Origin of the sequence: Falsiroseomonas sp. HC035 (assembly GCF_050563525.1) — a bacterium.
In the GTDB taxonomy this organism is placed as follows: domain Bacteria; phylum Pseudomonadota; class Alphaproteobacteria; order Acetobacterales; family Acetobacteraceae; genus Falsiroseomonas.
The window spans coordinates 648,794-661,060 of the sequence record NZ_JBNXUN010000001.1 but is presented as its reverse complement, the minus strand read 5'-3'; the positions used below and the strand labels follow the sequence as shown (position 1 = coordinate 661,060).

Genomic DNA, 12,267 nt, shown 5'->3' with positions numbered 1-12,267 from the left:
CGGGCCGATCATTGTCCTGCCGTGAAGCTTGTTCCCGCCGCCAGCCCCACGCAAGCATCACGCCGCGCAGCCGCTTGCTCCGCCGCCCCCGGCCCGCTAGAACCCCCTGGCATACGTCGTGCAACTTCACACCCTGAGGAGGGGTGGCCGAGTGGCTGAAGGCGACGGTTTGCTAAACCGTTATAGGGGTAAAACCCTATCGAGGGTTCGAATCCCTTCCCCTCCTCCATTTTTGCGGCATAAATGCTTGTTTTCGCTTACAAAATTCTGCCGAGGCGTCGGTTAGCCTCCGCGCGAACCCCCGCGGTGCTGCAGGCCGAGAAGACTGTAGACATCGTCAGGCGACGCGCTGCCGAACGTGCCCGGCAGCTGGGCAAGGCCACTGGGCATTTGAGCAGGGGGAAGCGCAGTGACCTCTACCCACCATGGGACGTGAAGCGCACCAGAAGAGCCGGTCGCGGAACGCGATTCTCCAAAACGAGCCGCGCTGCATCTACTGCAAAAACCCGCCTATTACTCTGGAGCACATGCCGCCAATTTCCATGTTCCGCAGCCGACTAAGGCTTCAAGGGATGGAATTCGTAGCATGCCAAAGCTGCAATCAGGCGACTAGCACCGCCGATTTGGTGGCCGGCTTCATGGCCCGACTTCGAATGGAAGACGGACCACACTGGCAGAATGACGAAGCGAAAAAACTTCTTGCCGCAATCAAGCAGCAGGTTCCAGAGTTGTGGCGGGAGATATTTTGGAGAGATGAAAAGGCTGAGGAGATTTGGGTAAGAGGAAGTAACGGTCTCATCCGACCGCTTGTCCGAATTCAAGCCGACGGACCAGTGCTTCAGGGCTACCTAAATACATTCTCAGCAAAACTCGCCATGGCTCTGTTCCGGGAACACATCGGAGAAGCACTGCCACTGGCCGGCCGCGTGATGCACCGATGGTTTTTGAACGGTGGTTTGGCGCAAACAACGGCCGACACAATGCTGCGCATCCTGCCGGCTTCTGGGACGCTGCGTCAGGGCCGCAAGGAACACGGAGAGCAGTTTACGTACCGGTACAATACCGACGACAAGAGCATACTTGCCGCGCTCGTCGGATTTCACTCAAACCTGCACGTCCTGGTAGTAGCAATGTCGGAACCGGAGCACTACGGGGTACTCAAGACTTGGCCTGGAGCAGTCTGGAGTGGGCCCGGAAGGCTGCTCGACAGCATGCCGGCCCGGCGGTCGTCGTCATCGGGTTCTGAAGCTTAACGCTTGCGCTTTAGGCGCAGGACACTGCCGCAGTGCGCGCCCTGCTGGCGTGCTCGGAGCGATGGGCGCGGGATTTGACTGGTCCGGCACGCGACCAGATCGAACGCGAGCGCAACGCACGCATCGTCAACGCCCGACAAGCGGGAGATACTGTCCGCCAAGTGGCACAGCGGGAAGGGGTATCGGTTGGTACCGTGTTCGGTGTTCAACAACGCCAGTCTGCCGTTTCTGAACAGCCCACACCTCAACGATCCTACACCCCACCCCCGCCGCGTCCGCTGCCGCCCGGCCTTAGCGTCTGGACGAGCCGGCCAGCATCGCATGTTCGGACCTGATGACCAGCGTGCGGGAGGTCATCTACGCCTCAACGTCGCCGAGGATTACGACTGCCCCCGCATCATGGTTTCGCGCCAATCGTCCTCCGTCCCCACCTGTTTCGACGATCGTGCGTCATGTTGTCCATGTTGATCTGTGCCTTGAGAGGGCGGCGCGGCCACCTCTCTCTGCACTTCATCACGCTTCGTTTGGCTCCATCCCTCCGCCTCGCGACGAATCTGAGCTAGCTGCTCCTGAAGCCAAGTCGTTTCACTCATTTGACTCTCCCCCTTCTTCCACGCCCCACTCTCGACTGTTCCGCGCGAGCTCCAGGACGTGACCCTTCTCAATCTGAAGGAATGCCGAAAACTGCTTAACGCGAGGTGAGGCCACAGTTGACGCCCACTCTATCACGTGACCCTGCGCATCCTTTCGTTCTGGCATCTCAAAGAATGCCAGGTAACGACGCGGCGCGGTGCCGACAAAAGGGCGAAAGTGTACCGCTCCTTCGTCTTCCTCTTCGTCATGATCTACACGAAGCATACCCTCGTATAGATCGCGCGCCATGCTCTTCGGGTAGGGCTCAATGTAGATGACTTCACTAATGCCCGACGCGATAATGTGCCGAGCGCACATGTGGCATGGAAAAGTCGTGCAATAGAGCTTTGCGTTCTTCACCGCGAGACCGCGCCGCGCTGCGTCTGTAATGGCAGACATCTCCGCATGCACAATCCGACCGAACTCGATGATGCTTGCCACGCGCGTCCCTGCAAGCGTCTTTCGTCCAACGAGCGCCTCAGTCGCGAGGTCCTCTGGCGCCTGACACGTGAAGCTTTCACTCAGCCAGCCGCCCGTCTTGAGGCGGTCGAAGACCTCAGTCAGGATCACATGCTTCATTCGTGCTGTCGGATCGTGACCAATGTGAAAATCTCTACGATCATTGGTATTCCCGCCGAGATCCTCCCACACCGCGCCGCCACCAGCCTTCGGCACTTCATTGCATCCCGCTGAAATTATCTCTCCATCCGCGGTAGCGATAACGGCGCCGACCTGTCGTGCGAGGTCGGCGCTACGCAGGGCCGTCGCCTTTGCGTGAAAGAGGAAATATTCGTCGGGCGTCGGAGTGCGATGCGGGTGGTGGAATAGGATTTGGATCAGACGCTCGACCTGAAGTGTCAGAGTTTTTGTGTCTGATGCATCCAGGAAAAAATCGGCCTCTGGAAAGGTGTCGCGAACATTTTGCCCAAACTTTTCGCCGCTTTCCTTTTCGTCTCTGTCGATTAGGTCAGAAGCAACGTTCATGTAGGCTTCGTGGCCATAGGCCTTTCGCGTCTGAGCGATGCGCTTTGCGAGAACTAGCCTGCGCTCTGCCCTGGGCATATAGACGGATACCACCACAAGGGCATCTCCGTAGGCGGCACGAAGGGTTTCCAGTTCTTGAGGATGCTTGAGCGAATGCAACAGAAACGCGTGATTATGCCGCGGGCTATCCCTGTCAGGCCGCGAGTTCATCATCTTTGTCATTGCCAAAAGGGCTACAGCATCGCCCCGCTGTGATACGGACCGGAACTCATCGCCCGCGTCCATCAGTCTGTTTATACGATCATCGTCAGCAAGACTCGACTTACGGTCACGCAGCGCACCGAAGCGCCAGCACTCCAGGAGTAAGTCGCTCAGACGAATTTTCTCGCAGCTGTAGCTGACCTTCGAGAGTTCATGCGTGAGCAACTCGCCGACACGCTTCAAATCAGTGCCGACAGCGCCAACGAGGGCGAACACCAATTCCGGCCGGCGCTGCATGCCCTCAAGCGCTCCCTCACACCGCCCGATCATCAAGGCTCGCGGCGCGCTTATCAACCGATTCCTGGATCCTGGAAACCTCCCCCTCTGCATCGGCGGACGATCCCGAGTTCGAGTCTGCCGCCACCTTGGTCCAGCCCACCGCTTCGGCCGAGGTGTCAGCAGGCTTCACGTCGGTGGTGGCGGCTGCGGGCCACGCGCATCGCTGAAGCATCGCAGGAGGCTGGCTTCCCATGGATCAGCCACGGGCGCCGGCGATCCCGTGCTCTGCTGCGGCAGCGCGCCTGCCGTCCACGGATACGCCGGATGCGAGACACCGGTGGGCAGCGGCGGCCCGGCCCAGGGCCCGCTGGTGAAGGTGTAGAAACCCATGGCGGCGCCCGCCGGTACGTCGTCCGAATCGATCCACTGCGGTTTCCCCTCCGCGCCGATGCGGAAGGCTTCTCCGTGTCGGGCGATGATCTGAGTGCTAATGTTCGAATCTCCTACTTGCTGCCCGGCGCCGGGCCGGTGATGGCGGGAACGGCGCGTGGGTCGGCATCGGGGCGGTGCGCGACGGTGACTGCAGCGGCCTCGAGCGCGACCAGCACGGCCTCCTCGTGGCGTTCCGCGGCCAGGATCTGCTCATCCAGCGCGGCGACTGCGGAGGCGCGCTGCGCGGCGGGCACGACCGGTTGCCGGCCGCTGTCCTTCGTGACGCGGCGGGCTTCATCGTGCAGCCGCGTCACCAGGAGCTCGGGCTGAGCCCAGGACATCGCCGCCAGCGCATCGGGCATGATCACGCCCGGCGGCCTCTCGGCGTAGACCTCAGCCTGCGCCGTCGGGCAATGGACTGCGTCGGTCGCGATCATCGGCCGGCCGCGCTCCGCCAGAAGCGCGACGCGCGCCCTGATCATCGCCACCACGTCCGCTTCTGCCGGCGGCGCACCCAGCACAGGGTCCCGCTCCGCCACCAGCTGCTCAACCGCATGACGCGCCCCGGAGAGCTGGTCCCGCAGGTCCCCGCGTGCCTTCGCCACCGTGACGGGCGCATCCCGCAACAGGGCGTCGGCCGGCAGGCCAGCGAGGTAGCCATTGATGGCGCTGACCGTGGCGATCGCAGGCGCACTGGGGTCGTTGGCGGCGGTCAGCACCTCGAGACGCGCCCGTGCCTCCTCGACCGCCGCAGCCGCCGCCGCACGGTACGCCTGCAGCTGGCGGTTCGGTGCGGGGTCTGCGACCAGGGCCTGCGGGCTGCCGTGGCGCCCTCCAGATGCGCAGTACATCGCGGGAGCATGGACAGTCTCTCCCGCGCGTGCCGTGCCTGCTCGGCATGGCACGCTCGGTGCAGTCGCGCCGCAGGTTCCACTGTACGGAAGATCCAAGCAGCGGCAGACTCTACCTGCACGTGGCCGCTAGTCCAAATGGACATGCCTGCGCTGGCCCAGGGCGAGCATCTAACCCTCGCGTAGGTCGAGCTAGGTCTCGATGCTCCTCAGCATCTGGTGAAAGTAGCCGCGCATCGCATCCACGGCCTCCCATTAGAGGGATCCGGTTGGTGGAGTGAGACTGGGCGCATTCACAACCTGTAGCAGATGCTACCATCGCGGCGATTGCAGCCCCGGCGAGGCGAAGATGCCCGGCTGTTCAGCGAGAGTGGGCGCCGACAACGTTCCGAACTAATTTAGGGACGGCCTCTATGTGGGAGCGTGTAGACCGGAACGCCATTGCAGGCGACTATGAGTTGATGGGACCATAATCTTCCAGGTGATTTTGGTACGAGTATGCACAATGTTCCGCAGGTCGGTGACTTCGTCCGCGTCCGCACTCGCCGCTGGCTGGTTGAAGGTGAACGATCAGGAGGACAAAATCCCGCGTCGCTCAACCTCGCCTGTGTGGAAGACGATGCCCAGGGTGAGGCTGCTGAAATCATCTGGGACGCCGAGCTCGATGCCGAGGTCCTCGGCGACGAGGGATGGGACGCCCTCTCACGGAGCGGCACCGACGACCCGTCCGTGTTTGCTGCTTATATTCAAACCCTTCGTTGGAACAGCGTGACCGCTGCCGACCGGGACCTCTTCCAGGCCCCTTTTCGTGCCGGTATCCGCCTCGACGCCTACCAGCTGTTGCCACTGCGCAAGGCCCTGCGCCTGCCACGGGTCAACCTGCTAATTGCCGACGACGTAGGCGCCGGCAAGACGGTCGAGGCCGGCCTTGTGCTGCGCGAGATGCTGCTGCGCCGTCGGGTGGACTTCGTCGTTGTCGCTGCGCCGGCCGGCATGGTCCGGCAGTGGCAGGACGAGCTCGAGGCCAAGTTTGGCCTCACTTTCCAGGCTATCGATCGCGAGCAGCTTGCGCTTCTAAGGCGCGACCTTGGCTTCGGAGCAAACCCCTGGGCGTCCCGGTCGCGCTTCGTCATCTCGCACTCCTTGCTCGCGGACGAAACCTATATGTCGGGTCTGCGAGACCTGCTTGGCTCCTTCCGCCCGCGAGCCATGCTGATTTTAGACGAGGCCCACCACGCGGCACCGGCCAATGGTTCGCGGTATGCGATCGACAGCCAGTTCACTAAGGCAGTGCGCGAACTCGCGAGCCGCTTCGAACACCGCCTTCTTCTCTCCGCCACGCCACACAATGGGCACTCCAATTCCTTCTCCAGCCTTCTCGAGATCCTCGACCCTCAGCGCTTCACGCGCGGCGTGCCGGTTCGCCCGCGAGATCTCGATCCGGTGATGGTCCGCCGCCTGAAGGCTGACCTTCGACACTTTGGCGAGCGCTTCCCGGCTCGTGTGATCGAGCCAATCAGGCTTGCAGGCCTGCCGCAAGACGCGCCGGAGCTCGTCCTGCCCAGGATGCTCGCGGCCTACGGCGAGACGATTCGCGCCCGTGCTGCAGGCCTTCCTCCCCGCGAGGCAGGGAACGCGCGTCTCGCTATCGTCGGCCTACAGCAGCGGCTGCTCTCTTCCATCGCTGCTTTTGCCCACACCCTGGAAGTACATCATCGTGGTCTCCATCGTGCTGCCGAAGGAGCCTCGGTGGCGGCGGCGAGGGCATTCGTCGGAGGCGCGGCCGAAGCCGAGGACGAACCCAGGGACGAAGCAGCTGGTGAAGCAGTTATTGACGCTGAAGAACGCCAAGCCGCAGAGGCGGCGGCAATGCTCGCTGCACCCATCTCGGACATCGCCAGGGTCGAAGCGATGCTCGCACTGGCCAAGGCGAACGCTCATCGGCCCGACGCGCGGGCCCACTGGCTGACCGAATGGGTTAAAGCCAACCTCGCACCTGGCGGACGCTGGAACAATCGGCGGCTCGTCCTTTTCACAGAATACGAGGACACGCGCCGCTGGCTCCAGAAGCGCCTTGCCGAAGCGCTTGATGACCTCGCGCCAGATGACCGCATTGCCGCCTTTACCGGGGCTACGCCGATTGATCGCCGTGAGGAGCTGAAGCGCCGCTTCAACGCTGACCCTGCGACTGATCCGTTACGCATCCTCATCTGCACCGATGCAGCGCGCGAGGGCATAAACCTCCAGTCCCGCTGCCACGACCTCATCCATATCGACCTGCCCTGGAACCCAGCGCGGCTGGAGCAGCGCAACGGCCGTATCGACCGTAAGCTGCAACCCTCACCGACGGTTTGGTGCCGCTACTTCCTTTTCGAGCAACGTGAAGAGGACATCGTCCTCGAAGCCCTCGTCCGGAAAACCGAGTTGATCCGCGAGCAGCTTGGCTCGGCCGGCCAGATCATTGCCCACAAACTAACGGATCGACTGGAGCGGGAAGGCATCGTCCGCCCAGCGGCTCTGGCCCGCGAAGTGGCTGACGCCGGCGATGACGAACGGGTCCGCATCGCAGTTGCCGAAATGGACGACGAAACCGTCGCCCGCCGCGCACGCCAGGCGAAGGAGCTTGATGAGCTTCGGAAGGCGTTGGAGCGATCGCGCGAGCGGGTGGGCGTCGATCCAGACGAAATGCGCGACGTGGTCGGCACCGCTTTGACACGAGTTGGCCTGCCGCTCGACGCCACCCGGGCGGGCGAAGTCGGCGGCACCGCGCTGTTCCGCCTTGATGCTGGTCACCCTGCCTTCCAGGCCGCCGGCTGGCCGGAAGCGCTGGACGACCTGCGCATCCGCCGCCGGGGGCGGAACGAGAAGCTGAAGGATTGGCGAGCGACAGCCCCGCTGCGTGCCGTCGCCTTCCGCCCGGCCGTGACGGAGGAGGGCGCCGACGCCGAGGGCGTCGTCCAATTGCACCTCGAACACCGCTTGGTCCGTCGCCTGCTCTCGCGCTTCCTAAGCCAGGGTTTTCAGGCGGGGCTCTCGCGGGCCAGCGTGGTGGTCGGGCCGGGCGCGCAGCCCCGGGTGGTCCTGCTCGGGCGCCTCGCCCTCTACGGTCCCTCTGCGGCACGGCTGCACGAGGAGATCATCCCGGTCACCGCCGCCTGGACCGAAGCCGCCCGCGGCACCAAGCCCTTGCGCGCCTTCGGCACCATTCGTGAGGAGGCGACGCTCGACCAGCTTGAGGAGGCCCTCCGCGACCCACGCCGGCCCGCCGACCAGGTCGCCAACCGCATCCGCACTTGGGCCGCCAAGGACGCCTCCGACCTGGAGCCTGAATTGCACCGGCGCGCCGCTGCGCGAAAGGTCGAGGTCGCCAGGGATCTCGCCGCCCGAGGCGATGCCGAAGCCTCCTCCCTATTGCGCCTCCTGGAGGATCAGCGGTCCCGGATCGCCAAGGTCGAGGCCGAGCCGGACGACCAGCAGCTTCGCCTCTTTCCGGACGCCGAGGCCGATCAGCGCCGGCGCGACCGGCGCCACTGGCGCGACAAGCTCGACCGCCTCTCCCGCGAGATCGAGCACGAGCCGGCGCGCGTGCGTGAAGGCTACGCCGTCCGCGCCGACCGCATCGAGACGGTCGGACTCCTCTACCTCTGGCCAGGAACTGGTTGAGCGATGTTTCCTCCTGATCCGAACCTCGAATGGCTGGGCCACGTTCAGCCGGTCGGCCTTGTCGTCGCCCCATCGGTCCTCGCGCGCCACGGGCTCGTGCCAGAACAGCAGACCCGGCTGGACAGCGAAGAGGTCGCGCCCTTCCTGTCGCAGGAGGAGGAAGGTCCTGCGGTGGCCGACCCCTGGGGCTTCCTGGTGCGTGTCTTGAGCTGGCGTGCGCCACAGGTCGCCGGGGCGCAGGGTGGCCCGGCCCTGCCGGAGGACCTATCCGTTTGGCTGCCGGAAAGCGAGACGCGCCTCGCCCCGGACTTGGCCGTCACCGCGCCTAGCGGCGGCTGGCAACTGCTCGTTCAATTTGCCGCCCATGGCATTAATCCTGACGCCCGCGGCGCGCTGGCGGGCTGGGAGGCCACGCCCCACCAGCGGCTGGAGCGGCTGCTGCGCGAGACCGGCGTGCCGACCGGCCTGCTAATCAGCGACCACGAACTTCGCCTAGTCCACGCGCCGCGTGGCGAGACGAGCGGCTGGCTGGCCTTCCCGCTGCGCGCGCTGGGCAGCGTGTCTGGGCGCCCGATGCTCGGTGGCCTCAGGCTGCTGCTCTCCGCCTTCAGGCTGCACAACGACGCCGCCGAGCGACGGCTTCCCGCCCTGCTCAAAGCCAGCCGGGATGCCCAGGCTGAGGTCTCGACCAAGCTCGCTTCGCAGGTGCTGGGCGCACTGCATGAGTTATTGCGTGGCCTGCACGACGCCGACCGTGCCCGCATCGAGCCGCTGGCTGCGCAGCAGTCGGCCCACCTGTATGAGGGGTTGCTGACGGTTCTGCTGCGCCTAGTATTCCTGCTGTACGCCGAGGACCGCAACCTCGTGCCCTCGGCGGCCGGCGCCGAGGCGCGGGCGCTGTATGAGAACGGCTACGGTGTGCGGGCCCTGTACGCCCGGCTGCTCGAAGACGAGGCACGCCAGCCCGACACGATGGAGGAACGACGCGGCGCTTGGTCGCGGCTGCTGGCGCTGTTCCGCCTCATCTATGCCGGCCACCCCTCGGGGTGGATACGCGGCCGTGGTGGCAAGCTATTCGATCCGGCGGTGTTCCCCTTCCTGCAGGGCCAGGATGCGGCGACCGACAGGGCGGCACCGGCGCCGGTCTCGGATGGCTGCGTCCTGCGCGTGTTGGACGGGCTGCTGAACCTCGACGGCGAGCGGCTGTCCTACCGGACCCTCGATGTCGAGCAGATCGGCAGCGTCTACGAGACAGTGATGGGCTTCACGGCGCTGACGCTGCCGGGGCCGGCGCTAGCCATCAAGGCGGGCAAGAACAACCGCACGCCGGTCTTCCTCGACCTCGCGGCGCTGGCAGTGAAGAACGGAGTGGACCGGCAAAAATTCCTTAGGGAGGAGGCCGATCGAGGGCAACTGCCGGCGAAGGTCGCGCAGGCGCTGTCGGCCGCGCGCGATGCGCCGGCGATCGCCGAGGCGCTGCGTCCGATCGTGGACGAGCGCGGCTCGCCCGGTGGGCGCCTCGCCGACGCCGGCACGCCGCTGCTGCAGCCGACCGACGAGCGTCGGCGGACCGGCAGCCACTACACACCACGCAGCCTGACCGAGCCGATTGTACGCCATGCGCTGGAGCCAGCTTTCGAACGCATCGGAGACGCCGCGACGCCAGCAGAGGTGCTGACACTTAAGGTCTGGGACCCAGCGATGGGCTCGGGCGCCTTCCTGGTGGAGGCCTGCCGACAATTAGCAACGCGGCTAGTGATGGCCTGGGTGCGGCACCCCGGCACGCGGCCGGAGATCGCGCCCGACGAGGACGAGGATCTACTGGCGCGCCGGCTGGTGGCGCAGCGCTGCCTCTACGGAGTGGACCGTAACCACCTTGCGACCGACCTGGCGCGGCTGTCGCTGTGGCTCGCCACGCTCGCGCGGGACCATGAGTTCACCTTTCTCGACCACGCGCTGAAGACCGGCGACAGCCTCGTCGGGCTGACGCGGGCGCAGATCGGCGCGCTGACCTGGGGTGACGACCGGCAGGGCAGCCTGTTCACCCGCTTCGTTGCCGGACGGGTAGCGGAGGCTGTGCAGGCGCGCACCGACATCCGCGAGGCCGCCGACGACGTAGCGCGCGGCATCCAGGAGGCAAAGCACGCCACGTTGGAAGCGCGCTTGGCCGATGTGAGGGCGCTAGGCGACGCGGTGCTTGCGGCCTTCTTCGCGCATGACAAGCCGAGAGCGCGCGAGGCGGAGCGGCAGGCGCTGGAGGATCTTGGAGGGCAGGACATGGCTACGTTCTGGGCACAGGTGCGGCGGCAAGCGGCGACGCTCGGACAGGGGCCGCACCCGCTGCGGCCGTTCCACTGGGAAGTGGAGTTCCCTGAGGTGTTTGCCAGCGCCACACCAGGATTCGATGCCATCGTCGGCAATCCGCCTTTCCTAGGTGGGAAGCGTATTTCCGCAGTGTATAGTGAGACCTACAATGAGTGGGTTTCGAGCTTGCATGGCGGGACAAGCAAGAATGCCGACATTGTCGCGCATTTCTTCCGCCGCGCGTTCGCTCTAATTCGTTCAGAGGGGTCGTTCGGGCTCATTGGCACCAATACTGTCGGCCAGGGGTCCAGTCGGGAGAGCGGCCTCGCCTGCATCCTCCGTGCGGACGGAGTCGTCCGAAGAGCTATCTCCAGGCTTCCTTGGCCAGGAGAGGCGGCCGTAGTCGTTTCAGTCGTCCATGTCATCAAAGGCATTTCAAATACTGCGATACTTAATGGGCGGCAAGTAAGGCGCATTTCCGCCTATTTAGTAGAGGGTGAACTGGACGCGTCGCCTTCTGTTCTAGTCCAGAATTCTGGTAAGGCGTTTCAAGGTTGCATTCTGCGAGGAATGGGCTTCACGTTCGATGATGCAGGTCGAGCTAGCGTGGTTACCCCACTAGCCGAGATGGAACGGCTAATCGCTCTCAACCCGCGAAATGCAGAACGCATCCGCCCTTACATTGGCGGTGAGGAGGTCAACAACGACCCGCGTCACGCTCATCGGCGCTATGTGATCGATTTCTCAGGTCTTGAAGAAACCGAAGCATGGGCGGGATGGCCTGACCTAATGTCTATTATTAATTCAAAAGTAAAACCAGAACGGAACATCATTAAGAACGAAAAGGTGAAACAAAACTGGTGGAGATGGGAATATGAGGGCAACGAAATTAAGGCAAAGTCGGCAAACCTAAAGAGAATACTAGTGATAAATTGTGGGGCGACCCCGCACGCAAGTTTCACTTTTCTCACAACGGGAATGGCTTACGCTAACACGCTCGCAGTATTCATGTTCGATAAATATACGCAGTTTGCACTTCTGCAATCACGCGTGCATGAGTCCTGGACTCGTTTTTTTGCTTCGACCTTAGAGGATAGGCTTCGTTACACTCCGACGGATTGTTTTGCTACATTTCCATTCTGCTCTGATGGCGAGGGTAGTTTGGCGTTGGAGGACGTGGGGCGCACCTATTGCGAATATCGCGCTACCATCATGATTGTCAGGGATGAGGGCCTGACCAGGACCTACAACCGCTTCCACGATTTCACAGAGCGCAGCGCCGACATTGTCCGACTGCGCGACTTGCACCACGCCGTCGATTGCGCGGTGCTGCGCGCCTATGGCTGGCACGACCTCGCTGCCATCGCCGCACCTGAATTCCTTGCCGAGCCTACCGAAACTGATTACCGCTATCAGAATCGCCTGTTCTGGCCCGCCGCATTCCGCGAAGAGGTCCTCGCCCGTCTGCTCGACCTCAACCGAATCCAAGCTGAAGCCGAACGCCGCAAGGGGCTTACTCCTCGTCGCACGCAAGATGAAGAATACGAGATTGCGTGAGCATCACTGCGTCACTAGCGCAGCTGCGCGGCGACAACACAACGGCAACTCCGCTAGCGAAGCTTTCACGCACGGGCCAGTGGCGCAGCCGGCGACGCCGGACACAGAGA

At 63.8% G+C, this 12,267-nt stretch carries 5 protein-coding genes and 1 tRNA gene; 4 read left to right on the top strand and 2 right to left on the bottom strand.

The window, feature by feature from the left end:
• Window positions 1-137: 137 nt before the first annotated feature.
• Window positions 138-229, top strand: a tRNA-Ser gene (locus ACLF3G_RS03245).
• A gap of 313 nt (window positions 230-542) precedes the next feature.
• A complete protein-coding gene (locus ACLF3G_RS03240) occupies window positions 543-1,253 on the top strand; it encodes a hypothetical protein (RefSeq protein ID WP_430667877.1) in 711 nt (236 codons plus the stop codon).
• Window positions 1,254-1,838: 585 nt separating this feature from the next.
• Here the strand turns inward: ACLF3G_RS03240 and ACLF3G_RS03235 are convergent.
• Together ACLF3G_RS03235 and ACLF3G_RS03230 are read right to left on the bottom strand one after the other, a co-directional pair.
• Window positions 1,839-3,368, bottom strand: coding sequence for an anti-phage dCTP deaminase (locus ACLF3G_RS03235; RefSeq protein WP_430667876.1), 1,530 nt, complete (start codon window positions 3,366-3,368; stop codon window positions 1,839-1,841).
• 485 nt (window positions 3,369-3,853) lie between these two features.
• The gene (locus ACLF3G_RS03230; protein ID WP_430667875.1) at window positions 3,854-4,633 is read right to left on the bottom strand and encodes a hypothetical protein; all 780 of its coding nucleotides are present in this window, start codon (window positions 4,631-4,633) and stop codon (window positions 3,854-3,856) included.
• 498 nt (window positions 4,634-5,131) lie between these two features.
• On the opposite strand from ACLF3G_RS03230, the gene drmD reads away from it, so the two are divergent.
• Together drmD and ACLF3G_RS03220 are read left to right on the top strand one after the other, a co-directional pair.
• Window positions 5,132-8,296: a DISARM system SNF2-like helicase DrmD gene (gene drmD, locus ACLF3G_RS03225; RefSeq protein WP_430667874.1), complete on the top strand. Its 3,165-nt coding sequence runs from the start codon at window positions 5,132-5,134 to the stop codon at window positions 8,294-8,296.
• A gap of 3 nt (window positions 8,297-8,299) precedes the next feature.
• Window positions 8,300-12,157 carry a DNA methyltransferase gene (locus ACLF3G_RS03220; RefSeq protein ID WP_430667873.1) on the top strand — a complete coding sequence of 1,286 codons (3,858 nt, stop codon included), beginning with the start codon at window positions 8,300-8,302 and terminating at the stop codon, window positions 12,155-12,157.
• Window positions 12,158-12,267: the final 110 nt, after the last annotated feature.

What these genes read in the sequence shown, in the direction of transcription:
- ACLF3G_RS03240 (WP_430667877.1), top strand. Translation starts at nt 543, where the DNA reads ATGTTCCGCAGCCGACTAAGGCTTCAAGGGATGGAATTCGTAGCATGC.
- ACLF3G_RS03235 (WP_430667876.1), bottom strand. Translation starts at nt 3,368, where the DNA reads ATGCAGCGCCGGCCGGAATTGGTGTTCGCCCTCGTTGGCGCTGTCGGC.
- ACLF3G_RS03230 (WP_430667875.1), bottom strand. Translation starts at nt 4,633, where the DNA reads ATGTACTGCGCATCTGGAGGGCGCCACGGCAGCCCGCAGGCCCTGGTC.
- drmD (WP_430667874.1), top strand. Translation starts at nt 5,132, where the DNA reads ATGCACAATGTTCCGCAGGTCGGTGACTTCGTCCGCGTCCGCACTCGC.
- ACLF3G_RS03220 (WP_430667873.1), top strand. Translation starts at nt 8,300, where the DNA reads ATGTTTCCTCCTGATCCGAACCTCGAATGGCTGGGCCACGTTCAGCCG.